Genomic DNA, 24,741 nt, shown 5'->3' with positions numbered 1-24,741 from the left:
CACCGCCTACACGATTTCCAATCGTGCTCCTTCGGCCGCTCGGACATCCATCCATATATTTGAAGTGGATCAAAGCGATCCGCTTGTTTGCCTTTCAGAATTCATATGTTAGCATGCATTCATCTGAAACGCAAGAACTTTTTTCAAAGAAACTTAAAAAGTTCAATGTGACATAACTTTTCTGCTAGGCACAATAGCCATTGTAGCGCGTGGATCATGTGCTGTCAACGAAAAGTAATGAAAATCTCAACTTTTTTCTCTGTCCCCATCCATGGATGGGAAATACGTATCTATCTTTACCTGTCCCCAGCAATGTTACTCGCCGAATATCACTCTTTTTGTCGAGTCAGCTCATATCTACACTAACAAGAGAACTCACCATACGGAATGCTGGAATGGTATAATTTAACTTGAGACAAGACTGGCGGTGGAGGACCACGGCACAGCTTCCTGTAAAGGGGGTGATGCTGATGGTCTCGCTCGGCACGCTTTACCTTTTCCTAAAAGTACTGGCAACCTTGCTAAGCCTCTGGTTTAGCGGCAGGAAGCTCTACCGATGGATAAGAAAGTGGCGTAACAAGCGAAAACCCACCGCCTAAGGTTGACCGCCTGACGGTGGGTTCGCTGTTTTTGTAATCATGCGCGCCGTGGGTGTGCCACAGCTACTTGTCTCAGGAGCCTTGCCGCTGCAACGGTATTGGCTCCTTTATTTATATGTCGGATAATCCGTATCTCTACCAGTAGTTTAACACCCTTTTTCCATTCCATACAACATAAGCAACGATTTACAATTAGAAAGGATTTGAAATGGATGACCTCGGTCCGTCTAGCTACTCCTCAAGACATTCCTGCTGTCTGTACGATTGATGCCATGGTGCTCGGTTCAACCAGTCGTTCATCTGAACTTCAAGAAGCCATCGAGCAAGGACATTGCTACTTGGCGTTAATCGACATGAATATTGTCGGTTTTGCCATCATCAATCAATCATTTTTTAAGAACAGCTTTATTCATCTACTCATTGTTCACCCTCACTATCAGAAACGAGGGATTGGCGAGGAGATGATGCGCTATCTGGAAACGATCTCCCCTACGGAGAAGTTGTTCACTTCTACTAATCTTTCCAACGAGAGAATGCAACGCCTCTGTCTGAAGCTCGGATACGTTCACTGCGGAACTCTGACTCACCTAGATCCAGATGATCCTGAAATGTTTTTCTGCAGATACGTTCGTCATCCACTATGATTGATTCCGCTCATAGATCAAACGAAGTCCTTTTAGCGTAAGATTCTGATCCACAACATGAATACAAGAGGTCTCATTCGCAAAAAGTGCTGCCAGCCCTCCCGTAGCAACTACGGTTGGACGCGTACCATATTCATCCATGATTCTGCGTACAATGCCTTCAACCTGACCGACGAACCCATAGAAAATGCCGGACTGCATCGCCGCTATCGTATTGCGCCCGACTACACTTGCAGGCTTGGCGATTTCGATTCGCGGCAGCTTGGCAGCACGAGTGAAGAGAGCCTCTGTCGATATCCCGATACCAGGAGCAATCGCCCCGCCCCAATACTGCGCCCGCTCGTCCACATAGCAAAAGGTCGTCGCCGTACCAAAATCGACAACAATAAGCGGTGCGCCATAATGATAAATCGCAGCAACAGCGTTCACGATTCGATCGGAACCTACCTCTCGCGGATACTCATACTTGATATTTAGTCCCGTCTTGATACCCGGTCCGATAATCAGCGCTTTTTGTTGCATATACTTCCCGCACATACGTTCAATCGTGAGGTTTAAAGGTGGCACGACAGACGAGATAATGACGCCTCTCACCTGTTCAAAGCCAAGCCCTACACTACCAAACAAGCTTTTGACGAGCATGCCGTACTCGTCTTCCGTTTTGTTACGATCTGTGGACACTCTCCAATGGTGTTGGAGCTCGTCGCCTTCATACAAGCCCAACACAATATTGGAGTTGCCTATATCGATCACCAATAACATCGTGGTCGCTCCTTACCGCTTGCGTGTATTCAGATCGAGGCTGATATCAAACGCTTTGACAGAATGAGTCAGCGCCCCTACCGAAATGATATCTACGCCTGTTTTTGCAATGTCACCAATCGTCTCCAGACTCACACCGCCAGATGCCTCGACAATGGCCCGCCCATTGATATACTGCACGGCTTCCACCATTTGATCGAGGGACATATTGTCGAGCATAATCGTATCTGCACCTGCTGCCAATGCTTCCTGAACCTGTTCGAACGATTCGGCCTCTACCTCTACTGTCATCGTATGCGGAATAACTGCGCGTGCCGCTGCAACAGCCTGTGCGATACCGCCCGCTCCTTTGATATGATTGTCCTTGATCATCACGGCATCATACAAGGCAAAACGGTGATTGTAGCCTCCCCCGACTCGTACCGCGTACTTTTCCATAGCCCTGAGGCCTGGCGTAGTCTTTCTCGTATCGACAACTCGTGCCTTCGTCCCTGCGACGGCTGCTGCGTATTCACTCGTTTTCGTGGCAATCCCAGACAAACGTTGCATTAAATTTAGTGCAAGCCGCTCTCCACTCAAAATCGAACGAACCGAGCCGCTGACTTCGGCGATCTGCTGACCAACCTCTACTCGTGCCCCTTCTACTACCTTTGCCTCAAAAACGAGAGCAGAATCAACCGTGGCAAATACTTGCTCCGCAATCGGCAGGCCTGCCACGATTCCTGCTTCCTTGGCATATAAAATGCCGACACCCTGCTCTGATTCAGGAATGGTGCTCATAGTCGTCACATCACCAAACCCCACGTCTTCCTGTAGCCATTCCTCTATTTTTCGCTGAAGCTCCCGTTTATTCCACATCATACTTCTCACACTCCTCTTGGACACCATCTTCTACGGACTGGATCAAATGCTTACGCCACACCAAGTCATCTTTATTCGGAAAATCAGTACGATAATGCCCACCTCTGCTTTCTTCCCGCAAAAGGGCCGCTCTCGTTGTTAGGACGGCAGCATTCAGCAGATTGAAAAATTCAAACGTTTCCAGGCTCTTGGGCTCGTACTGATAGTATTGCTCCATTCGCGCAAGCTCAGCTAGTGCTTTCGTTAATCCTTTATCGTCGCGCTTCACACTAACATGCCGCAGCATGAGCTTTTGCATTTTCAATCGTTGTTCACGTGTATTGAACGCTTGAGGCAGTTTTTGCTTGGAAACAACCTCAAAAGGATGGATGCCGGGCAAATCAGCAAGCTGCTTGATCCGCTCCGCGATCCGGTGACCGAATACAACCGCTTCCGATAACGAGTTGCTGGCCAGTCGATTCGCTCCATGTACACCTGTGCAAGAAGCTTCCCCGCATGCAAAAAGACGCTTCGTCGAGGTCTCCCCGTTCAAGTCAGTTTGAACCCCGCCCATAATATAATGGCAGGCAGGAGCTACCGGAATCCAGTCTGTCACCATATTGAGCCCGTATTGTAAGCAAAAATTATAAATCGTCGGAAAACGCCGCTTAATAAGCTCCTCCGATTCGTGGGTAATGTCGAGATACACAAACGTAGACTTTGTCTGCTCCATCTCGGAGACAATCGCCCGGGCGACAATATCGCGCGGTGCCAGTTCTTTTTGCGGATGGTACTTGTCCATGAAGCGATCGCCATTGCTGTTACGCAAAATGGCACCCTCCCCACGAACCGCTTCTGAAATCAAAAAGCGCGGGGCTCCCGGATAGTAAAGCGCAGTCGGATGAAACTGGATGAATTCCACATCTTTAATGCGAGCGCCCGCCCGATACGCGATTCCGATCCCATCCGCCGTAGCGATTTGCGGATTCGTCGTGTATCGGTAAAGCTGACCTGCTCCTCCTGTAGCCAGCACCGTTGCTTTGGCTTCCAGGAAAAACAGTTCGCCATCCGGCTTCCGCACGAGGACACCCACGCATTCACCATCCTGCGTGATGACATCCACAGCAAAATGATATTCCAGAACCTGAATGTTTGGCTGCTCCATCACTCGCTTGGACAAAGCGCGGACAATCTCTGCCCCAGTGGCATCTCCGTTTGCATGCAAAATTCGCCGTTTGCTATGCGCGCCTTCCTGTGTCAGCTCGTACTCCCCTTGTTCATCGCGGTCAAATTCCGTTCCATATGCAATCAGTTCATGCAAGCGATCAGGGCCTTCATGCACCAGGACCTCCACAGCGTTATACGAGCAAAGACCTGCTCCAGCGATTAACGTATCCTGTCGATGAAGGGCCGGAGAATCTGATTGGGCTGTTACAGCAGCGATTCCTCCCTGAGCCCAGCGTGTGTTACTATCATCGAGTCCCTTCTTGCTGATCAACACCACATCCGCATACTCACTCGTTTGCAACGCTGTATACAATCCAGCAATCCCTGCTCCAATAACAGCTACATCTGCCCTCATCCGAGGTAAGGTGTGCAAATCAAAGTCCACAATATAACGGGGAATCATGACTGTGTCCCTTCTCTCTTGTAACTGATGATTTTCCACCCATTATAGCAAATACACGCTTGAAGGAGATGCAAAAAAAGAGCACCCGCAAAAGCGAGCACTCCCCTCTATCCGATTAATTCGAATGCGTTACACATTCCTTACACGTGCCATATACCTCGAACTTATGCCCCGTCACCTGAAACTCTTCCGGTACAGCGGAAATGATATTCATCGGACATCCTGGCAAAGAAGAAGTCTTTCCACATTCCGTACAAATCACATGGTGATGATGGTGTCCATCTGTCGAACAGGCCAAACGGAATCTGCCTTCCCCGTCAAGCTCCGTCTCTTCCAGAATCCCTAGCTCAACAAAAGTGGAAATGTTGCGATAGACGGTATCGAAGCTGAGTGTTGGATACTGCTCCTTGATTCTTTCCATAATATCTTTGGCAGACAGGTATCGCTTCTCGGCCGCGCAGATTCGAATCATCTCCTCCCGCTTGCCGGTATACTTGAAACCATGTTCTTTCAATATTTGCAGCGCTTCTTCTACTTTCATCGACAAACACTCCTTCCTTTTGTCATATCCGGAAAACTCTTATCGGAAAGCGACCCGCAGCTTTTTTACACCCAATACAACCAGCATAACCAGTACTGCCATCAGTACAATTGTACCACCAGATGCCCAATCAAAGAGATAGGCAAAATACAAACCGCTTAACACGGAAAACTCCGCGAACAAAATCGACAAGAAAATCGTTTGACGAAAGCTTTTCGCGATTTGCAGACTAGCCGCTACCGGAAGGGTAATCAGCGCCGAGATTAACAGGACACCGACTATACGCATGGAAGCCGCAATCGTCAGAGCGACGAGCACCATGAACCACAAATTAATCGAGCGTCTTGCCACGCCGGAGACGCGAGCGAATTCCTCGTCAAAGGAGACCGCAAAAAGCTCCTTGTAAATCAACACGACTGTCCCTAAAACAACAACTGCCACACCAATCAGCGCATACAGGTCTTCGATGGACACTGTCACAATTTTTCCGAATAAGTACGAATACAAATCTGCATTAAAACCGTCTGCGATGCTGATCAATACGGTAAACAGCCCAAGTCCCGCAGATAATATAATCGGAATCGCCAAATCCTGATACGCTTTGTACACCTTACGCAACCGCTCGATGAACAACGAACCGATCACCGCAAACAGCATCCCGAAAAACAGCGGATTGACTGCGGAGAAAAAGGCAACCTTTTTGGAAATGAGCATCCCGGCAGCTACACCGGACAGTGTGACGTGTGACAAGCCATCTGCCATCATCGACAAGCGACGAACAATGAGAAACGTGCCCAAAATAGGGCAAATCAGACCAATTAAAATCCCTGAAAACAGGGTATACCGCAAAAAGTCATACTGCCACCAATCAGCAAGCATGTGCCTATTCCTTCTTTCTTACCTATTTACAAAGCCTAATGATGATGAGACAGCAGTCTGACCGAATCACCGTACATACTTTGCAAGATTTTTTCTTGGTTATGCTCAAAATCGTGCGCTGTTCCGTGGAAGTGAATTTTCTTCTGCACACAAGCCACCTTGGTCACCCATTGCGACATGACTCCCACATCGTGGCTGACGATCATCATCGTCAATCCGTTCTCTTCCTTCAGCGAACGAAGTAGGCTGTAAAATTGATCGATCGATTCCTGATCGACACCGACTGTTGGCTCATCGAGGATCAACAGCTCTGGTTCAGCTACAAGAGCTCGCGCGATGAAAACGCGCTGTAACTGCCCGCCGGACAAGTTGCCGATGCGTTGATCCAGCTTCTCCAACAAGCCGACACGCTCCACCGCAGCCCGAACATTCTCATGATGCTGTTTCGTCAATCTGCGAAACAGGCCTACTTTCCCGACCAATCCAGATGACACGACTTCTCGCACCGTCGCCGGAAATCCACCCGCTCCATGCGCGACCTGTTGCGCGACGTATCCAATGCGGTTCCATTCACGAAACTTGGATAGTGGTTGCCCGAACAACTCCACTGTCCCTTTGTTTGGCGTCAACAGACCCAAAATCAGCTTCATCAGCGTAGATTTTCCTGATCCGTTCGGCCCGACGATGCCCACAAAGTCTCCGCGTTCCAATGTGAATTCAACCTCATCGAGAACCTGTTTGTCTTCATATTGAAAGGAGACACCTGTGAGCTTAATGACAGGCACCTCTTGTGTATGTGGTTCCATGAAATATCCATCCCTTAAATCGGATTTGTTCTTATTTGATTCCCTTCATCGTACTACGATTTTGCCCGAACCACAAGCATCCTACTAATAAATGAAAAAATGCCGCCTGGCAAGCGACATTTTTTCGAGGGAAAACTTATTGGAGTGCAGTCTTCAATGTATTCATATTGTCACGCATAATGGACAAGTAATCACGACCCGCCTTTACGTCGTCTTCCGTCAAACCTTCCAACGGATTGAGCGTAGCCGTCTTCACGCCAGCTTCCTTCGCAATCACTTCCGCTACCTTCGGAGAAACCAACGTTTCGAACAGCACATAAGAAATATTGTGTTCCTTTACATGCTCCACCAAGCTCTTCAACTCTGTTGTGGATGGCTCATCAGAAGGATTGACCCCAGAGATCGCTACTTGCTCCAGCCCGTAGCGTTTTGCCAGATAGCTGAATGCGCTATGAGAAACCATGAATTCTTTCTTCGGCGCTTGCGTAACCATATCTTTGAACTCTTTATCCAGCTGTTCCAAGTCTGTTGCTAATTGTGTGAAGTTCTTTTCGTAATCAGCAGCGTGCGCTTGATCTTTTTGCACGAGCGTATTTTTGACCTTCTCTGCCTGTGCCTTCAGTTGCATCGGGTCGAGCCATACATGAGGGTCCAGATCCCCGTGGTCGTGCCCTGCTTCTTCTGCGTGACCTTCTTCTTTGTGGCCCTCTCCTTCATGCTCATGCTCAGCTGCACGAATCAGCTCGAGACCTTCCGTCGCATTAATGATCGTAGTTTTGTTTTTGTCGAGGTTGGTTACAGCCTTCTCTACCCACAGCTCTAAACCACTGCCGTTATAGGCGAAGATATCTGCTCCGGACAGAGCGACCATGTCTTTTGCGGTTGGCTCGAAGTCGTGAGGCTCTACGCCTGCGGGAACCAGATTCGTAACCTCCACATGTTCACCGCCGATCCGCTTTGCTACATATTCCAATGGATAAATCGTCGTGTATACTTTTGGTTTCCCTGACGCATCACTGCCAGTTTGCGGAGTCCCAGCCGTTTCGTTCGCTGCTCCACATCCCACCAGCCCCACTGCCGTAATGAAACTTAGGGCTGCCAACATAACTCTTTTCATCTATATTTCCTCCTGCTCCAATTCAAAATGATTCCGATTTACGTCTTCGTCGTTTTTCATTATACGGAGAGGAGCCCAAAAAGTAAATAGGATTTATTACGATTTAAAAATCATAAGTGTGCATCTTCTCTCCTGGCTCCACAATTTCTCCATCTCATTATGATAAAATAACTGGCAGGAGGTATGTCCAAGATGAAACGTAAATCATGGTTAGCCATTACTTTTATCACCGCAGCTCTGCTTACTGGCTGTGGCTCTACTGATCAAGCTGAACAGAATCATAGCGATCACACGCAGCACGCCCCCAATGGAGATTTGCAGGAATTGACTGCTTCCGCTGATCAGCTACCAAAATTTTTAGACAACCAAGACCCTGTCATTATCCAATCCTACAAAGTTGCTGCCGCAAATCGTGAGCTGCTCAAATCCATTCCATGCTATTGTGGTTGTGGTGAAAGTGCTGGACACGGGCATAATGGCAACTGCTTCATCAAAGAAGAAAAGTCTGATGGCTCCATTGTCTGGGATGACCACGGCACGCGCTGCGGCGTATGCATGGAAATCGCCGTTATTTCCGGCAAGCTGAAAGAAGAAGGCAAATCTACTAAAGAAATTCGTACCTACATAGACCAAACCTACGGGCAAGGCTACGGAAAACCAACTCCTACCCCGATGCCTTCCTAAGCACAGATAACAAGACTTCCCGGCGAGGAGGTCTTTCTTTTTTCCTTTTTATGGAATAACATAGATTACCTTATGGGGCCAGGGCTTTGGTGCCTCTCTAGATGCATTGCCCGCCCTTGAGTCTGACTATATTTTTGGACCAAATGTAGGGATCGCCTTTTTCATTCTTGGCGTTATGCTGTTTCTTCGTTTGCTCCATGCCATCAGACGAGTAAAAGATGTTTACGGATCCTTGCTGTTATCCGGTATGATTGTGCTCGTCCTGAACATTTACCGACGAAAAGACATCCAGCCCTTAACCAAAATCTCCTAATAGAAAAAGGGAGTAAAGCCCCTGCGCTCTACTCCCTTTTTGCATTTGATCAGTCTGCCCCTTAAGCAGGCGCTACCGCAAGCATGCGCTCCAAGGAAGCACGTGCCGCATCTGCAACATCTGTCGGAACAAAAATCTCCGGCTTCATATTCTCCAGCGCCTCGACGCACTTCTTCAGGTTGTTCACCTTCATATTCGGGCAAACGAGGTACTTGGAAGCGAAAATGAACGTTTTGTCCGGGCTGTCCTTTTCCAGCATGTAGCGTGTGCCGTCTTCCGTTCCAATAATAAACTCTTTGTGCGAAGACTCACGGCAGTATTTCAAAATTCCGGTCGTGGAACCAACGTAGTCAGCCAGGGATACCACTTCTGGACGGCACTCCGGATGAACGACTACCACAGCCTCTGGGTGCTGCTGCTTCAACGTCATGATGTCTTCTACAGACAGTTGGTCATGCGTGTTGCAGTACCCTTCCCAAATAATCATTTTCTTGTCCGTGAATTGGGATACATAGTGACCGAGGTTTTTGTCCGGCACCCAAATGATCTCATCGCTGTCGATCGACTCGATCACGCGCTTCGCGTTGGACGACGTACAGCAGATGTAGGTTTCTGCCTTAACATCCGCAGAAGTATTGATGTAAGCCACTACCTTAGCATTTGGATGTTGTGCTTTGAGCTTGCGGAGCCCGTCTACGTTCACCATGTCCGCCATCGGACAGCCAGCCCGTTCATCGGGAATAATGACGGTCTTTTGGGGATTGAGAATTTTTGCACTTTCCCCCATAAAATGAACCCCACAGAACAAAATCACATCGGCATCCGTTTCTTTCGCTTTCTGCGCCAATCCAAAGGAATCGCCAATGAAGTCAGCGACTTCCTGAATCTCGGGACGTTGGTAAAAGTGAGCAAGAATGATGGCATTACGCTCTTTCTTCAACTGTAGCAGTCGTTCACGTAACTCAGCGTTGCGCTGGGCTTTTTTTTCTAACGCTAAAGCGTCCATGGAAAAAATCCCCCTACGGTGGTGTCATAATTTACGGTCATTGTAAGCGTATAACCTCACCTTGTCAACGTGGTACATTTTGAGCGAAAAAGCAGAAACCGGTCCGTACAGACGCAGCTTCTGCTCTTCATTCCCTTACTCGCCTTTTTCCCCCAGAACACGCTCCCGAATAAAGCGGGCAACGCCTTCCTCATTATGGTGTGGGGCGATATATTTGGCTACCTGCTTGATTTCGTCAGAAGCGTTTTCCATCGCGACGGAATATCCTGCGCCCGTTAATGCTTCACGGTCGTTTTCTGCATCGCCAAATGCCATTACTTTCTCTGGGGAGATCCCCCATTTTTCACAGAAGTATTGAAGACCTTCCCATTTGGATACCCCTTGAGGAATCACTTCGACATTCTGCTTTCCAGATGAAGTGATGGTCACTTGCTCGCTCCAAGGCTGTAGCTGCGCTTTCACCCACTCCAGACGATCCGGGTCATGATGCCAGATGAAGAACTTGACGATCTCTACTTCCCCGGACTCTACTTTTTCCAACATCTCTGCCAATGGCTCTATGCGAGCGAGCCTATAGTAAGGAAAATTCAAGATCGAGAATCCTTCCACAGACGCATCCTCACTCATGGTCGCTTCCAAACGTTCACGGTCTTCTTTGACCATCCAGCGATTGCTGTTGGTATCATGAAGCTCATAATAAATCGTTTCTTGCCTCAGTGCATGGATCGTACCGATTATCATCTCAGTAGGAAGGAGCGATCGACGGACCAGCGTGCCATCTCCTTCGAAAATAGCACCGCCATTGCTACAGACAAAGCCGTCAAAAGGAAAGGAATCGATCGGAATTTGAGCGGAGCCATACATCCTGCCCGTAGATAAAACGAGTTTGCAGCCTTGCTGTTGCAATTGGCGAAGTGCTTCTTTCGTGCCTTCTGTCAGCTTTGAATCGTGAGTCAGTAAGGTTCCATCCATGTCAAATGCAGCCATGCCTGGTGTAAGCAACATATCCAATCCCTCTCATTCGTTTTGGGTTTGCCTTTAAGTATGAGTCAACAAAGTGGAGGAGAAGAAAAAGCGCAGTTCTCTTCGACTCTGACACGCCAGCAAGGGGATTTACTGGCCGTCTCCACTTAAAAAAGGGGACCGTCGAGCCAAAGCCACCCTGCGGGCGGAAGTTTCTCAAGGAAGAAGTGTTCGACAAGCGTGGTCCCCTTTTTTTAGTTCCGACTGGGGTGGCCTGTCAAGGTCTACGAGCCCTGCGCTTTTTCTTCTCACTAGCTTTATCGGTTCATCGACACCTTTAAAACTTAGGAGCTAAATACCCACAATATTTACACTTTCCGATATTGCAAAAAAGGGCACCTGAGGCGCCCCTTATTGTTTCGGTTCTTCGTTTGTATCTTCTTGTGTATCTTCTTGCTTTGGTTCTTCTTTTACTTCTTCCAGCTTCGGTTGAATGTTCACGACCACATCTTTATTTGCATCTGGATCGTTATCCATTTTACCTGTTTCGATCAATTGCTTGATCTGCTCAGCATCGAGAGTCTCTACACGGAGCAGCGTGTTCGCAATCAGATCGAGCTGATCACGGTGCTTTGTCAGCAATTCTGTACACTTTGCGTAGCACTCGTTGATAATATTTTGCATTTCGAGATCGATCTCGTAGGCAATCTTATCAGAGTAGTTACGCTCATTGCCATAGTCGCGGCCCAGGAATACCTGACCTTGACTCTTACCGAATTGCATTGGTCCGAGCTTGCTCATTCCGTATTCGGTAATCATGCTGCGCGCGATAGCAGTCGCGCGTTGGAAGTCATTATGCGCCCCGGTACTAATATCCCCGAGCACCAATTCTTCCGCAACACGTCCACCCAACAGGCCGACGATTTTGTCGAGCAGGTCTGATTTGGTAGCAAAGAAACGGTCTTCCTTCGGCAGCATCACGGTATATCCGCCAGCTTGGCCGCGCGGAATGATTGTTACCTTATGTACCATTTCTGCATTTCTCAAGTGGTATCCGATGATCGTATGACCAGCTTCGTGGAAGGCAACCAGACGGCGTTCGTCTTCGCTGACTACGCGAGACTTCTTCGCTGGACCCGCAATCACTCGGTCAATCGCTTCATCTACTTCGGTCATTGTGATTTGCTTTTTGTTTCTGCGGGCAGTCAAGAGAGCCGCTTCGTTCAGCAAGTTCTCCAAGTCTGCGCCCGTGAAGCCCGATGTACCACGAGCAATCACGTCCAGCTTCACGTCTTCGCCAATCGGCTTGTTGCGGGCATGAACCTTGAGCACCGCTTCACGGCCTTTGATATCAGGACGATCAACCGTAATTTGACGGTCAAAACGTCCCGGACGCAAGAGAGCCGGGTCGAGAATGTCAGGTCGGTTGGTCGCAGCGATCATGATGATCCCTTCGTTTCCACCAAAACCGTCCATCTCTACGAGCAACTGGTTGAGAGTTTGCTCGCGTTCGTCGTGGCCGCCGCCGAGTCCAGCTCCGCGTTGACGACCCACGGCGTCAATCTCGTCAATAAAGATAATGCAAGGAGCATTTTTCTTAGCATTTTCAAACAGGTCACGTACGCGGGATGCACCCACCCCAACGAACATTTCCACGAAGTCAGAACCGGAGATACTGAAGAACGGCACACCAGCTTCGCCTGCAACAGCGCGCGCGAGCAAGGTTTTACCTGTACCCGGAGGACCTACGAGCAGTACCCCTTTTGGAATACGAGCGCCAACCGCATTGAACTTACGGTTGTCTTTCAGGAAATCAACGACTTCCTCCAGCTCAGCCTTTTCTTCGTCCGCTCCTGCTACGTCGTCGAAGGTAACGCGTTTCTTCTCTTCGTTGTAAAGCTTCGCGCGGCTTTTACCGAAGTTCATCACTCGGCTTCCGCCACCTTGGGCATTGTTCAGAAGAAAGAAAAACAGGATGAAGATGATGACAAAAGGAATGATTGAGGTCAAGAACGTGAGCCAAATACTGTTGCCCTCCGCAGGATTGAACGCTACATTCTTCATCTTTTGTGCATCAATTTTCTCTTCGACTAGCTTTACAACATCTGAATCATACAAAGGAACATTGGTAAAAAATTTGTTGCTTTCCTGTCCCGGAATAGCTTTTGCCAACGTACCCTCAACCCTGTAAGTACCATTCTCTGGTCGAAGCGCCAACTCAGTGACGTTGTCAGCTTTTAGCTGTACCCGGAATTCCTGATATGTAAGTTTCCCAACCTTATCAGTACCGGAGAGGATGAAATTCACGATCCCGACCGTGACAAGAAAAATCAGTAGGTAGAACCCGGTATTACGAAAAAAGCGATTCATTCCTTACCTCCTCTCACGAACAGACACTTTTCACATTTTATCATAGAAAGTACGGTCTCCACAACAAACCTACTTCGTGTAGACCTCAGGCTTCAATACACCGATATAAGGCAGATTACGGTAGTGCTCGGCATAGTCCAAGCCATATCCCACAACGAATTCGTCTGGAACATCGTAACCCTTGTAATCCGGTGAAATATCCACCTTGCGACGCTCTGGTTTGTTCAAGAGAGTCACCACTTTTACAGAAGCGGCTTCCCGATGGCGCAACAGCTCTACCAAGCGGCTCAGCGTCAGTCCACTGTCCATGATGTCTTCTACAACCAGTACGTGTCTGCTTTGCACAGATGTATCGAGATCCTTCAAGATTTTCACCATGCCAGAGGACTCTGTTCCACTTCCGTAGCTGGAAACTGCCATGAAGTCCATTTCGCACGGAATGTTCATGTGACGGATCAGATCAGCCATGAAAATGACTGCGCCTTTCAGCACGCAGATGACCAATGGATTTTTATCCTTGTATTCTGCAGCCAGCCTCTCACCCAATTCTCGAACCTTTACCGCGATATCCTCTTCTGATAGCAAAATCTTCTCGATGTCTTGATTCATGAAAAAACCTCCCGCCAATCTTCTCCAAACTCTACCCGCACGTGTAGAAAACGCCTGGTCTGTCCATTGACAGGCGCTACGGCGGAACGGCGCACACCTGGTACCAAAATCACCTCTTCGCCCGCCGTCAAAAGCGGAAGTTTGTCACGCCATGCTCGCGGAAATTTGGCATCGATTAATAAATCCTTTAGCTTCTTTCCATCTGCTGAGCCAAACAGGGTGATGCGGTCTCCAGGTTTTCGGTTACGCAAATACAGCGATCCTGGCAACTGATCGGCATCAAAGACCGCTTCATTCGCAGGGAGTCGCTCCCAATCCATGGGACCTTCCAGGTAAGTAATATGTACCGTGGCCTTGCTCTCGTCGATCCAGGTTACACCGGGAACGGCGAGCTCGTAACTATACGTATGTATGCGATCCTGTCGCTTTCTACGACGAAAAGTGATTCGCCCGTACACCCGGTCCACTACCAGGCCATTTGGCAAATGCAATTCCGCAGAAGGGCGACTTCCCCCTAGCATGTGCAAAACGGTCTCCACATGTTGCGAAGACCATTCGGTATGTTTTGAGAGATAACTTAATATTAGAGTAATCATTCTCCTTTGTAAAGCAACGTCACAAGTTTGAAACTTGTCATTGTCCATCAAAAATGCTTCAGGTTTTTTCTCAATCGTTACCTCTTTCAGCTGCTCAATCGCCAGCCTCATTAAAAGCGCTTCGTCCTGCCGGATTGCCTCCGCGGTAGCCAAGATATGCTCCCGATATTTGTCATTCACTTTTTCCAATAAGGGCATGACATCCAGACGCAGCAGATTGCGCGTATATTTGCGCGATTGGTTGCTGCTATCCTCACGGGGGACGAGTTGATGTTCCCGACAGTAGCCTTCCAGTTCTTGACGCGTTTTATGCAAGAGCGGACGCACGAGCTCAATCGGGCAATCCGCAAGCATTCTTCGCTTCGGCATCCCTGTCAGTCCATGCAACCTGCTGCCTCGTACAAAACGAAAGAGAATCGTTTCCACCTGATCGTCAGCATGATGGGCCAATGCCAGCTTGGTCGCTCCTTGCGCCAGACCTACCTCTCGATACAGCCGATAGCGAATGTCCCGACTCGCCTCTTGCCCGCCCAGACCCGTTTTTTCCATATAAGCGGGGACGTCATACTCAAAGAGGTGGAAAGCCACACCGAGTTCGCGGCACAGCTCTTCTGCATAGCGTGCGTCCTGCCTTGCTTCTTCCCCACGAAAGCCGTGGTTCAAATGGACAGCATGCAGCTTCCAATGATACTGGTATTGTTTATTGAGAGAAGCCAATATATGCAACAGTGCGGTAGAATCGTTGCCACCGGATATCCCGACGACAACGGTCTCACCTGGAAGCAAAAGCCCCTCGGACTCAATCTCGTTGCGCACGCTTGCCAGCATAGCGGGCTCCTTTCCAAATCGTCAGAACCGAAATTCCAAATATAAGTCCAGAAGCAATCGCGCCGGCTACCATCAATGTTTTGGTCGCCTGGGTAATTCCTCCGACATAGTCGTTGTTTACAAAAGCAAGCATGGCTTTGTAAGCCAACGATCCCGGTACCAGTGGAATAATGCCCGCAACGCTAAAATTCGTAGAAGGAACTCGCAGTATAATAGATAAGAGCTGACTGAGCAAAGAAACAGCAGCAGCAGAAACAAACGTCGACAACAAGACCTCTGCACCGTAGATAGGAAGAATCGAGTAGACGAGAAAACCGACCACTCCGGCTAAACCACCCGCTACGATTGTTCGAACCGGCACATTAAACAGCACACACCACGCTACTGAAGAGGCGAAGCTAAGCGCCAATCCTTGTAACAACATCGTACTCACCTCGTAAACGAAAGAATAATGGCTGTGGCTACCGCAACGGAGACAGCTGTCAGCATGGCTTCTACTCCGCGTGAAACACCTGCAACCAAATCACCAGCCATCAAATCCCGAAGCGAGTTGGTGATGGCGATCCCCGGAAACAGTGGAAGCATCGCACCAATAATAATGATGCTTAAATGCAACTGCGGATAGATCGTCACAGTCAACAACGCGAAAAGTCCTCCTAGTAAAGCGGCAGAGAACTCTGTAAAAAACTTCATCCGGACAAACTGTTCTAAATATTCCTGGCTCAGGTTCACAATCAAACCGGCCATCGCAGAAGGAATCAGACTTGCCCAATCTCCCCCTGCAAGCATAGAAAAGGAGCCGCTAGCCGTAGCGGCTGCCAGATGCTGCAACCATTTCGGATAGATCTGCTTTTTCTGATCGATCTCACGCAGCGTCCGATAGGCTTGCTCCAAATTAATTTTCCCACCGACAAACTGTCGGGAAACATCATTCACGAGCGTTATTTTATTGAGGTTAGTCGTACGTTTGGGGGTACGAACCATTCTTGTATGATCGAATCCACTGCAACGAAAGGACAGGATGATGCTTGTAGGCGTAGCCGAGCTGTTGACATCATCCATCCCCGCAGCCTTCGCAATCAATGCCATTGTCTCTTCCGTTCGGTAAGTCTCTCCACCGTTTTTCAAAATAATCGAGCCTGCCAACAAGCAAGTATCCATCACCAAATCTGAGGACACGAACCGTCACATCCTTCACATAAACCATGCGTAATACAAAGTGCCAGCCAATAGGAGCAACGAGGCGACAAAAAGACCGCTAATGCCCGCCCCTGCATTCCCCTTCTTCCGCGCTTTCTTTTGCGACTTTTGCGGTTTGGCGACCATGCTATCTTGCAAGACTGCCAACAGCTCCGCTCGCATTTCTTTCGCGGTCGCAAACTTGCCGTGAAACGCCTTCAATAAAGGCTCCCGGTAAGGGTACAGGCTGTCACTTTTTCGTATTATATCACAGAGTAATATCGTGTGACGTGGGTCACCAAGGCTGTTTTTCCACGTTTCTGCTCCAACCGTCAGACGCACCATCATCACGGCTGTCGAGAACAGGTCATAACTTACTTCAGCCCGTCTATCACCTGCGTGCCAAAAAGCTCGATCATACTCTTCTGTAAACTGCCGAACGGCGTTTCCCAGCTTGGTCACTCCACCAAAATCAATCAAGCGTACCTGCTTGTCCGTTTGGGTCACCATCACATTCTGCGGCTTCAAATCACCAAAAATATAGCCATGCTGGTGCAAAACATCCAGTCGCGCCAGCAATTGAACCATCATCACGGCCACCCAGTCCGTACCCTCTTGCTTGATATATTCATCCAATTGCAAGCCTTGAAGATACTCCATGGCATAAAACGTACAGGCCTTCCCGTTTACAACGAGATCGTCCACGTCGCACAGGAGCGGTCCCACTTTGGAATCCCGCCCCTGCTGTGTGCTTTTCAACACATTCACTTCCATTAAAATGTCTATGCCCTCCACACCGACCTTAACCGCGCGCTGTACGCCACCTTGGGATACCAAGTACACGGTCCCGTTTGCACCACGCCCCAACTCCCGTAAGACATGGTACGATTTTTTGTTCCATTTGCCTGTAAAGTGCTTGGGCAGGTCGGGGGTGGCTGCCTTAAAAGACATGGTCACGCAGCATTCCGTTCGAATCGTCCTCTTCGTCTTGGTCGATGTAACGCTCTTGCAGCGTGCGTGGGAGCTTGTCCTGCTCAAACAGGGCAATTGCCTCTACGATGGCGGGGCCAGTAGGAGTAATTCCGCTCATCGCCAAATCACTCGTAATTTGATGGGCCTGCTCGACCTTTTCTGTCCACGGAATGCGGATATCGAGATGCTTTTGTTTCCCCGGAAATGAACCGACTGCCATTCTGCTATGGCCACTCCGCGAATGGAGACTGATACTGAAATCGTGAATCGCTTGCTGAACAGCCGACAGCTTTGGCTTCATACTTCCTGAGGTATCGACCAGCATCACGACGTTCAAGCTGCTTTTTTCACCCAACTCGTCAACCATTCCGGCAACCTGCACTCTTTTATCAGGTGCCAGCTCTTCTATTCCGGAATCGCCCAAAATCTCTTTTAATTCTTTATTAACTACTTGATGAATGGTGCGCGTCATTGCTTTTCGCGTCAGCATTTGTACCGTTTGTGCAAGCTGTTGGGGGTATACGATGTCGCAGAGTCCACCACCTGCTTCCGCAATATCCCTGATTTCCTTCTCCCCTTTCTCACCCAGCTCACTCTTGTCGATTACGCCAATCACATTGACCGTAATCCCTTGCTCTCTTGCCAGTGCCGCCGCAGCAACGGGACTCATCCCCGAGTTGGAGCAGCCGTCTGTCACTACCAGTATTTGACGAAGTGTCGCTTCTTTCACAATAATCTCCCCATTCGATCTGTTTTGTCAGTCCCAGCTCCGTGTTGCGAACGTTCATCCACTTCACTTCGCAGGATATTTTTAGCAACAGTATCGACGGGTAATGGAGAAAACATACTCCTAACTCACAATCCGTGGACGCTCGAGCTTCTCCATGCCATGTACCGCGATGGCAGCCCACTGTGGTACAAAGCGGTCAATTCGCGCCACCAGCACGGTCATGTCATCAACAATTTGTCCAGAATGCTGGCGAATGACTTTTTCCAATAGTAAATCAGCGACCTCCTGTGGATCATTCGTCTCCAGTTCGCTGATGATTCGCTTCATCCACGCTTGCCTGTTTTCAATATGGCGCGGCGCCTCATAAATGCCGTCGGACATCATGACGAGCAAATCACCCGGCTTGAGCATACGAGATACAACATCCACCTCGATTTCTTCCAAAATCCCTACTGGCAGGTTGTTGGCGGTGATCGTAATGACATCTTTATTTCTTTTGACAAAGCTCGGGGTGGAACCGATTTTTACAAAACGGGTATGAGCGGTTTGCAAATCGATCAATGCCAAGTCCACCGTCGCGAACATTTCCTCCTTGGAGCGCAGGGCGAGCACGGAGTTAACGGTTTTGATTGAAATTTTTTCGTCCATACCAGAACGCAGAAGCTGCTGGAGCATATCGAGGGCGGATTGACTCTCTATGGATGCCCGCTCGCCATTCCCCATTCCATCGCTGATCGCCAGCGCCATTTTTCCATTCCCCAAATCCATTGTCCGGAAGCTGTCACCGGATAATAGCTTGCCGTCTTTGGCTGCCCCTGCGACCCCGATATCGATTTCATACGTTTTGGCGGAAGCAAGGCACATTGTGCATGAACCGTCTTTTTGTGCTTCACAATGCCTCTCGCGTACCACAATGTTTTCTCCCAATATCTCCGTGAGCATCGGAGCCACGATTTTCGCGCATTCATCACGACCATAGCAAGTCGGCTGACTGATTTCGATATCAACCTTCCCTTCTTCCAAGCTGTGTATTTCTACGCGGCGTACCGACAGACCCAAGCCCTCCAATGCTTGTGAGACCTGCTTTTCCTGAAAGCTCAGCTCCATTCCCTCTCGCTGTATTTCCCGGGCAAAATCACTCATGACCCGAGAGACTCCCGATAGCTGGTCAGCTACGAGCATTCGGCTTTCCTTTACCTGCTTTTTCAATTGGTCAAACGACTGCTGGCGATCGTATTCCTGCTCCATCACAGTCATGACCTTTTCGGTTTTGACACACTTGCGCTCCCAGTCACGCGGCGGCGTAACGCCGGCCAAGGTACCGTTCTCGTATACTTTTTCCATTAAAAAGCGCATTCCCTCATAGGTCGATTGTGTATCTTTTTCCCAGCATTGTTCTTTTTTCCAGCATTTTTGGCAGGTGAATTCAGATACACGGCTGAGAAAGGCGTCGGCCTGTTCTTCTATTTCTTCAGGATCGGCTGTCTGGGCAAAGCTATGGGAGAGTTGCGTAAACAAATCGGAGAATTGCTGGATTTTGCCCGCGGTCACATCGCGAACTCTGCGCATGTATTCTTGATGGGATTGTAGATTCTCAGGAGTCCCGGGGATAAATCGGGCTACTTTTTTCCAAAGAGCAGCAGGGGTCAGAATGAAGAGAACAATCGCCAGAGAAGTTTCGATCAAGGAGTAGTAGAGTGTCTCTTCTGCTCCACCGTAAATCGCAAGAATAGCCGTACCAATCAACAAGCCTGCGGATACGCCCACTTTACCGCCTTCCTTCAACAAGCCAGCAAGAAGACCTGAAAAGGCAAGCAGATTGATTTGTAAAAGAGCACTCACATTAGCCAGACTGAGGATGAGACCTGTGACCACGCCAACAGCCGCACCAATCGTGCCACCACCGACAAAAGCAAAGATGAGCAGCAAATAGCGTGAGAGTACATGCTCCATCGAAATGCCTTCGACCATCCAATCCACGGTACCCGTCATCAAGGAAGCCAGTAAAATCACTAGCGAAACGATCTCTTCATTTTTGAGAGGCTCATAAGGCTTCGCCAAATGAATGATCGATAAGGACTGAATGAAGATAAGCGTCAGTACAAAGCCAAGAATCGCTTCTACTGCTACCATCACGAGCTCGTAGGTCGTTACCTGATTGGTCAGAACCGCATACAACAGACGGCTGATGAAAATCGTCCCGACAACCAGCAACGGCGTCCGTGAAAAATCTTTCTTACGCATTTTATTCATCAGCTTGCAGGCAAACAGAGCAAGTATCACGCTCAAGGCGGTTTCCAGTCCAACAGGCACCGACTGGGTAAAAGCACCGATAATAAGAGCCATCCCCGTGACAAGCAAGCAATCTCGACGAATATAAAACATGACAATGAAATACGGTATAGCAAAGGGGGTTAGCTCCTCCACGATCAGAGCTCGTCCTAATAAGAAGCCCATAAGGATGGGGAGAACATTCCACTTCTCTATGAAGTCTGCTACTTTTTCTCCCCACGTCTGGGCAGTGGTACCCATTCGATCGGACACTTGCCGCGTCCAAGCCTGTCCGGCTTGTGTTACGTTTTTGTTCGCAATCATTTCGCTCCACCCCGTTCTTGGTCAATGTGTTTCTCCATTATACGGAGGGGGCATTGTAAAATTTGTCAAAAATCCAACGTACATTCACAGAATCGTGCGACAAATTCAGTAACGAAAATGGACAAAAAAAACCGACGTTATGGCGGATAACGTCGGCTGACAGGTGATTCGCGCTTTGCGAAACGGGCTTAGGATACTTTATTCGGCAAGACTTTGAAATGACCTTCCTGTTTTTACAGTCAAAATGCGCTTTTCACGAAGAAAGAAAAGTCATAATTTTCCGAATCATATAGACCGACCGCGGCCCTTTTTCTCTACGCTTTTCTTCAAAGCCTTCCCTTCGCTCCCGCTGATTGCGGGGTGGTCGTTCCTTTTCCATTGTTTTTTTGATAGAAAGCCCGATCTTGCCCTCACGGAGGCTGAGGACTTTTACCTTTACCGTATCTCCTATTTTTAAAAATTGATGGATGTCCCGGACATAGACGTCAGCAATTTCACTAATATGCACCAGTCCGGTCACATCGCCTGGCAGCTGAACAAACGCTCCGAATTTCGTAATACCCGTGATTTTTCCTTCCAGTATGCTCCCGACCTCGATCTCCATGACGCGGAATGCCTCCCTCTCGTTGAAGATCAGATGTATACTCAATCCGGAATGATATAGATGCTTTCGCCTTGCTTGGTAAACAAAATTCGCTTACGTACCAGCTCTGCCAAGTACTCCTGATCGTTTAGCCGGCTTGCTTCATAGGTCAGATCGTCTTGCTTTTGCTGCAAGACCGCTGATTCTTGCTTCAAGACTTCCAGCTCTGCCTCCTTCTTGGACAACTCGCCACTTTGCAAAAACAAGGTATAGCTAGTCCAGACGAAAAAGCACAGGATCACAAAGAAAAAAAGACGCATTCGCCTTCTTTGCCCTTTTCGGTTAATGGAAGAGGTTCTTGCTTCCTTCATCAGTACGCCACCTCGAATCTACTCCCGCTTTTTCTTTGAGTGAAACCAATTCTTCCAATTGGTCCAAAATCCTGTTGTTTTTCCATACATTTTTTTCCCCAAATGTTGACCCCATCTGGCAAAAGGAGAGGTGACAAAACGCGTCACTTTCCACAAAAAGCCGAGGATCGCGAGCAACACGGAATACAAAAATGTCAGCACCATGATGATCACCCGGAAAAGAAAGAGCACAGGACGTACTAGCAGGATGTCTATAATTTTTACGACCGTACGGTAAAACCACTGACAGAATTTTATCACGCGGTGCAAGAAAAGGATATACTTCTTACTACCTATTAAGAAATACAACCACGCGCCAAATATCATTCCAAAAAATATCGGAAACCGAATAATCCCGTCGTTCACTTTCACCAAAATCAAGAAGACAGCGCCCATACTGCCCACCCAAAAAAGGATGTCAAAGAAAAAGACCAACCAGAGTGGCAGCCTGGCCTTGCCCTTAAATACATGGTACGTATCGAATCCCATACCCATCAGGGCACCACACATCGACATGGCCAATACCGTCTGCAACTGAATGGCGATGTTCACTTGAATAACTTGCCGAAGAATCCTCTCGACCGATCGCCGGCCTGCCCTTGCTCCAGATAGGCCATCTCGTGAACAAGCCCCTCGATCGCTACTTCTCCGGTTTCCAGACTCAGATTTTTCATATGCAGGTTTTGGCCTCGTATGGTTAAAAAACCGCCGTCCGTCTCCAAGAGGAATTCTTCGCTGTCAAAGCTTTCGACGTTTTTTACTCCCGAAATCGCTAAGCTGCGACGATTAATCATCACGACTTCATGACGTGGTCGTCTCGTGTGATCGTTCATAATTACTCCCTCCTCACGTACCCTTCTTGTACTATCGTATGGGGAGGGATGTCCTCTTAGAACAAAAACGGTCAAAGCCGTTTTTGTTGATCGCAAGCGGTCGCATTAACTCTAATGAAAAACATCGAGATGTTTTTCACAAAAGAAACCCCGTACGTATACGGGGCTTTTGCCAAACTTCTATTTACTTGTAAACAGTGTAGTTCCCGTTCACATAGATGATTTTGTAACCGGTACGCTCCGTGATGGTTTTTAGAGGCAGGGTAGGAACGTTGTTTTTCAGCTGAACCGCTGCAGGTAGTGTTACATTTTTGCCATTGACGGTCGCTACGTTTGAACCGACCTTGAATTGCATGACTGTATTGCCGCTCACAACTTTTGCAGTTGTTTTGGTGTAGCTGATTGAAAATCCGAGGGCATCACGGAAAAACGTAGTTGGCATTAGCGTGTTGCCATTTACGGTATACGGTGCCACTGCGAGTCCGGTTGTTTTACCAGCCTTCGTAAAGGAAGCGACGCTCTGCTTGAAGCTCACGCCATTCAGCGACACGATGGTCGCCGGACGGGAGAATAGCAGTCCTCTCTCCTCGGAGTTGTAGACGCCAATGCTGTACACACCTGGAGTAGCCGGATTCACAATGCCAGCTGTCTCGGCGATATTGACCTGAGCTGCTGTTTTTGCCGGAATATCCTGGGCAGGAATAATAATCAGATTTTGTCCGCGTACACCAACAAAGCTAGCGGCCACACCGTTTACCGTTACTGTGTTCGCTGGCAAGTAGGCTGGAACACGGAATCCAACTGGGAGTACGACTTCAATGAAGCCCTGATTGCGAACAATCGGAGCACCCATTGCTTTGATGCCGATTGAAATACCAGCAGGAGTAGAGGCAGTCGCTCTCGTCAGCCCAACTGTTGCCAATGTATTATCCACCGCGACTGGTGGAGTCACTCCGGAAACTTGAAATTCCTTCGACTTATAGGTCTTGTTGTCGACTTTAGCCGTCACGGTATACGTTCCCGCTGTTCTCGGAGTGGTCAAGTAGCCTTCGAATGCAAACTTGATGCTCGCGCGATTCGTACTAGTGAATCCGTAAGGTGTGCGGAAATAAACCTTATTCCCCAACACGCTTACATTCGTCACTTGAGCACCGTTTACGGTGACGTTGTTGCTGGTAAGAATCGGCGGCACGGATACCCCACTCGGGAATTCGACCTCGATTTCTACGTTCGACCCCAGCTTGGAGGAAAGATCCATATCAAACGTATAGCTCGTACGCGCCCCCGCTGAACTGTCCGACAAAGAAACGGTGAATGGCGTATTGCTTGTGTTTGTAATCTCTACATCTTTTGACTTGTATTCCTTGCTGTCATATTCAACTTCATACGAATAGTACTTGTCTGGCTTCGACGGGTTTACAATCCCCGCAGAAGAGGTAAACTCCAGCTTTATGTAGCTATCTCCGTCTGCACCACTCGGAATCTCAATTCGAATCGAGTCGCTGTCGAGAATCGAGACGTAATCCGGTTTGTACCCGTTTACCTTCACATCAGATTTGCTGATGCTCTTTGGCAGCATGTCCTTGGAGGGGAAATTGACATAAATGTATTTGCCCTCTTTCAGCTTGCTTTTCGAAGAGAGATTAAATTTTCCGAGCGTTAAGGAGATGGTGTCCTCGGCATTTTTACTGCTATGGGAAGCCTCGAAGTCACCCTTGCTGCTGCTACTGCTGCTAGACGAAGATTTGCCGATTGTTATCTTGTCGCCCTTGTAGCTGGTTTCCGAACTTGTTTTTACTTCGATTTCGTAGCTGCCCTTGTCTTCCGGGTTGGTGATATTATCAATGGTCAGTGTAAGTACGGTACCTTTTTTGATCTTCTCATCGACTTCGATCTCGACCACATTCTTGCTTACATATACGCTGTCGATCGAAATTTCGTCATCGTCATCATCTTCTAATGTGACGTCCGATTTTTTCAATTTTTTGTCGACCGAATATTCGGATGGGAATCTAACGAAAATACTGTCTCCCGATGATAGGTCCTTATTGATTTCAAACTCAATCGTATATTCTGTTTCCTCGTCCGCACGTGTACTGTCTGCAGAAACATCCTCGATAGAGAGAGCATAAGCCGCTTTTGGCTCGAGCATCAATGGACTTGCCAGTACCGCAGTGGCCAGCAGCACTGAGATCCCTTTGTTTACGCTTTTGTTCAACGGTAACGCCTCCTTCTCTAAAGTTCCCTACTAT

At 48.5% G+C, this 24,741-nt stretch carries 24 protein-coding genes; 2 read left to right on the top strand and 22 right to left on the bottom strand.

The genetic code is table 11. The features are described from left to right. The first annotated feature begins 811 nt into the window (after positions 1–811). Positions 812–1,243 carry a GNAT family N-acetyltransferase gene (locus KB186_RS22365; RefSeq protein ID WP_173612074.1) on the top strand — a complete coding sequence of 144 codons (432 nt, stop codon included), beginning with the start codon at positions 812–814 and terminating at the stop codon, positions 1,241–1,243. On the opposite strand, the gene KB186_RS22360 is transcribed toward KB186_RS22365, so the two are convergent. The 7 genes from KB186_RS22360 to KB186_RS22330 form a co-directional block, all read right to left on the bottom strand. Then, entirely contained in the window at positions 1,238–2,005 is a 768-nt protein-coding gene (locus tag KB186_RS22360) for a type III pantothenate kinase (protein WP_232774387.1), read from the bottom strand. The genes KB186_RS22365 and KB186_RS22360 overlap by 6 nt on opposite strands. 12 nt (positions 2,006–2,017) lie before the next feature. Next, on the bottom strand, positions 2,018–2,866 hold the full coding sequence (gene nadC / locus KB186_RS22355) for a carboxylating nicotinate-nucleotide diphosphorylase (protein WP_173612075.1): 849 nt from the start codon (positions 2,864–2,866) through the stop codon (positions 2,018–2,020). After that, the gene (gene nadB, locus KB186_RS22350; protein ID WP_173612076.1) at positions 2,853–4,475 is read right to left on the bottom strand and encodes an L-aspartate oxidase; all 1,623 of its coding nucleotides are present in this window, start codon (positions 4,473–4,475) and stop codon (positions 2,853–2,855) included. The genes nadC and nadB overlap by 14 nt, the downstream gene beginning before the upstream one ends. 115 nt (positions 4,476–4,590) lie before the next feature. Beyond that, positions 4,591–5,016, bottom strand: a complete 426-nt coding sequence (locus tag KB186_RS22345; RefSeq protein WP_016740938.1) for a Fur family transcriptional regulator — start codon at positions 5,014–5,016, stop codon at positions 4,591–4,593. A gap of 39 nt (positions 5,017–5,055) precedes the next feature. Next, entirely contained in the window at positions 5,056–5,895 is an 840-nt protein-coding gene (locus KB186_RS22340; protein ID WP_173612077.1) for a metal ABC transporter permease, read from the bottom strand. A 35-nt stretch (positions 5,896–5,930) separates the two neighbouring features. After that, positions 5,931–6,701 (bottom strand): metal ABC transporter ATP-binding protein, encoded by a 771-nt coding sequence (locus tag KB186_RS22335; protein WP_173612078.1) that lies wholly within the window; start codon positions 6,699–6,701, stop codon positions 5,931–5,933. Positions 6,702–6,837: 136 nt separating this feature from the next. Beyond that, a complete protein-coding gene (locus KB186_RS22330) occupies positions 6,838–7,818 on the bottom strand; it encodes a metal ABC transporter substrate-binding protein (RefSeq protein ID WP_221868241.1) in 981 nt (326 codons plus the stop codon). Between the two features lie 192 nt (positions 7,819–8,010). Between KB186_RS22330 and KB186_RS22325 the strand changes: the two genes are divergently transcribed. Then, entirely contained in the window at positions 8,011–8,502 is a 492-nt protein-coding gene (locus tag KB186_RS22325; RefSeq protein ID WP_047074514.1) for a PCYCGC domain-containing protein, read from the top strand. A gap of 374 nt (positions 8,503–8,876) precedes the next feature. On the opposite strand, the gene nadA is transcribed toward KB186_RS22325, so the two are convergent. From nadA to KB186_RS22250, 15 genes are all read right to left on the bottom strand, one after another. Then, positions 8,877–9,821: a quinolinate synthase NadA gene (gene nadA / locus KB186_RS22320; protein WP_007729946.1), complete on the bottom strand. Its 945-nt coding sequence runs from the start codon at positions 9,819–9,821 to the stop codon at positions 8,877–8,879. Between the two features lie 135 nt (positions 9,822–9,956). Continuing rightward, complete coding sequence (locus tag KB186_RS22315) at positions 9,957–10,826, bottom strand: HAD family hydrolase (protein WP_173612080.1); 870 nt, start codon at positions 10,824–10,826, stop codon at positions 9,957–9,959. Positions 10,827–11,195: 369 nt separating this feature from the next. Further along, a complete protein-coding gene (gene ftsH / locus KB186_RS22310; RefSeq protein ID WP_173612081.1) occupies positions 11,196–13,154 on the bottom strand; it encodes an ATP-dependent zinc metalloprotease FtsH in 1,959 nt (652 codons plus the stop codon). A gap of 69 nt (positions 13,155–13,223) precedes the next feature. Further along, the gene (hpt, locus tag KB186_RS22305; RefSeq protein WP_173612082.1) at positions 13,224–13,763 is read right to left on the bottom strand and encodes a hypoxanthine phosphoribosyltransferase; all 540 of its coding nucleotides are present in this window, start codon (positions 13,761–13,763) and stop codon (positions 13,224–13,226) included. Then, positions 13,760–15,187, bottom strand: coding sequence for a tRNA lysidine(34) synthetase TilS (gene tilS / locus KB186_RS22300; protein ID WP_173612083.1), 1,428 nt, complete (start codon positions 15,185–15,187; stop codon positions 13,760–13,762). The genes hpt and tilS overlap by 4 nt, the downstream gene beginning before the upstream one ends. Beyond that, on the bottom strand, positions 15,159–15,611 hold the full coding sequence (locus tag KB186_RS22295) for a threonine/serine exporter family protein (protein ID WP_232774386.1): 453 nt from the start codon (positions 15,609–15,611) through the stop codon (positions 15,159–15,161). The genes tilS and KB186_RS22295 overlap by 29 nt, the downstream gene beginning before the upstream one ends. 5 nt (positions 15,612–15,616) lie before the next feature. Then, the gene (locus tag KB186_RS22290; protein WP_221868238.1) at positions 15,617–16,366 is read right to left on the bottom strand and encodes a threonine/serine exporter family protein; all 750 of its coding nucleotides are present in this window, start codon (positions 16,364–16,366) and stop codon (positions 15,617–15,619) included. Between the two features lie 15 nt (positions 16,367–16,381). Beyond that, positions 16,382–17,317: a serine/threonine protein kinase gene (locus tag KB186_RS22285; protein WP_229087877.1), complete on the bottom strand. Its 936-nt coding sequence runs from the start codon at positions 17,315–17,317 to the stop codon at positions 16,382–16,384. Continuing rightward, the gene (locus KB186_RS22280; protein ID WP_173612086.1) at positions 17,307–18,068 is read right to left on the bottom strand and encodes a vWA domain-containing protein; all 762 of its coding nucleotides are present in this window, start codon (positions 18,066–18,068) and stop codon (positions 17,307–17,309) included. The genes KB186_RS22285 and KB186_RS22280 overlap by 11 nt, the downstream gene beginning before the upstream one ends. A 120-nt stretch (positions 18,069–18,188) precedes the next feature. Next, on the bottom strand, positions 18,189–20,663 hold the full coding sequence (spoIIE, locus tag KB186_RS22275) for a stage II sporulation protein E (protein ID WP_173612087.1): 2,475 nt from the start codon (positions 20,661–20,663) through the stop codon (positions 18,189–18,191). 253 nt (positions 20,664–20,916) lie between these two features. After that, positions 20,917–21,267, bottom strand: coding sequence for a S1 RNA-binding domain-containing protein (locus KB186_RS22270; protein ID WP_370646711.1), 351 nt, complete (start codon positions 21,265–21,267; stop codon positions 20,917–20,919). Positions 21,268–21,308: 41 nt separating this feature from the next. Further along, on the bottom strand, positions 21,309–21,617 hold the full coding sequence (locus tag KB186_RS22265) for an FtsB family cell division protein (protein WP_173612088.1): 309 nt from the start codon (positions 21,615–21,617) through the stop codon (positions 21,309–21,311). An 18-nt stretch (positions 21,618–21,635) separates the two neighbouring features. After that, on the bottom strand, positions 21,636–22,208 hold the full coding sequence (gene yabQ, locus KB186_RS22260; RefSeq protein WP_173612089.1) for a spore cortex biosynthesis protein YabQ: 573 nt from the start codon (positions 22,206–22,208) through the stop codon (positions 21,636–21,638). Beyond that, positions 22,205–22,489, bottom strand: coding sequence for a sporulation protein YabP (gene yabP / locus KB186_RS22255; RefSeq protein WP_007726414.1), 285 nt, complete (start codon positions 22,487–22,489; stop codon positions 22,205–22,207). Before yabP ends, yabQ begins: the two co-directional genes overlap by 4 nt. Positions 22,490–22,673: 184 nt before the next feature. Then, positions 22,674–24,707, bottom strand: a complete 2,034-nt coding sequence (locus KB186_RS22250; protein WP_173612090.1) for a copper amine oxidase N-terminal domain-containing protein — start codon at positions 24,705–24,707, stop codon at positions 22,674–22,676. Positions 24,708–24,741: the final 34 nt, after the last annotated feature.

The organism is Brevibacillus sp. AF8, from assembly GCF_021270385.1.
Taxonomy (GTDB): domain Bacteria; phylum Bacillota; class Bacilli; order Brevibacillales; family Brevibacillaceae; genus Brevibacillus.
This window is presented reverse-complemented; position numbering and strand designations above follow the sequence as displayed.

Bases quoted from the DNA above. Each gene is read 5' to 3' on its own strand.
- KB186_RS22345 (WP_016740938.1), bottom strand. From the start codon at position 5,016: ATGAAAGTAGAAGAAGCGCTGCAAATATTGAAAGAACATGGTTTCAAG.
- KB186_RS22360 (WP_232774387.1), bottom strand. From the start codon at position 2,005: ATGTTATTGGTGATCGATATAGGCAACTCCAATATTGTGTTGGGCTTG.
- nadB (WP_173612076.1), bottom strand. From the start codon at position 4,475: ATGATTCCCCGTTATATTGTGGACTTTGATTTGCACACCTTACCTCGG.
- KB186_RS22265 (WP_173612088.1), bottom strand. From the start codon at position 21,617: ATGAAGGAAGCAAGAACCTCTTCCATTAACCGAAAAGGGCAAAGAAGG.
- KB186_RS22315 (WP_173612080.1), bottom strand. From the start codon at position 10,826: ATGTTGCTTACACCAGGCATGGCTGCATTTGACATGGATGGAACCTTA.
- KB186_RS22365 (WP_173612074.1), top strand. From the start codon at position 812: ATGACCTCGGTCCGTCTAGCTACTCCTCAAGACATTCCTGCTGTCTGT.
- KB186_RS22330 (WP_221868241.1), bottom strand. From the start codon at position 7,818: ATGAAAAGAGTTATGTTGGCAGCCCTAAGTTTCATTACGGCAGTGGGG.
- nadA (WP_007729946.1), bottom strand. From the start codon at position 9,821: ATGGACGCTTTAGCGTTAGAAAAAAAAGCCCAGCGCAACGCTGAGTTA.
- hpt (WP_173612082.1), bottom strand. From the start codon at position 13,763: ATGAATCAAGACATCGAGAAGATTTTGCTATCAGAAGAGGATATCGCG.
- KB186_RS22295 (WP_232774386.1), bottom strand. From the start codon at position 15,611: ATGTTGTTACAAGGATTGGCGCTTAGCTTCGCCTCTTCAGTAGCGTGG.
- yabP (WP_007726414.1), bottom strand. From the start codon at position 22,489: ATGAACGATCACACGAGACGACCACGTCATGAAGTCGTGATGATTAAT.
- KB186_RS22340 (WP_173612077.1), bottom strand. From the start codon at position 5,895: ATGCTTGCTGATTGGTGGCAGTATGACTTTTTGCGGTATACCCTGTTT.
- ftsH (WP_173612081.1), bottom strand. From the start codon at position 13,154: ATGAATCGCTTTTTTCGTAATACCGGGTTCTACCTACTGATTTTTCTT.
- KB186_RS22285 (WP_229087877.1), bottom strand. From the start codon at position 17,317: ATGTCTTTTAAGGCAGCCACCCCCGACCTGCCCAAGCACTTTACAGGC.
- spoIIE (WP_173612087.1), bottom strand. From the start codon at position 20,663: ATGATTGCGAACAAAAACGTAACACAAGCCGGACAGGCTTGGACGCGG.
- KB186_RS22325 (WP_047074514.1), top strand. From the start codon at position 8,011: ATGAAACGTAAATCATGGTTAGCCATTACTTTTATCACCGCAGCTCTG.
- nadC (WP_173612075.1), bottom strand. From the start codon at position 2,866: ATGATGTGGAATAAACGGGAGCTTCAGCGAAAAATAGAGGAATGGCTA.
- KB186_RS22270 (WP_370646711.1), bottom strand. From the start codon at position 21,267: ATGGAGATCGAGGTCGGGAGCATACTGGAAGGAAAAATCACGGGTATT.
- KB186_RS22335 (WP_173612078.1), bottom strand. From the start codon at position 6,701: ATGGAACCACATACACAAGAGGTGCCTGTCATTAAGCTCACAGGTGTC.
- tilS (WP_173612083.1), bottom strand. From the start codon at position 15,187: ATGCTGGCAAGCGTGCGCAACGAGATTGAGTCCGAGGGGCTTTTGCTT.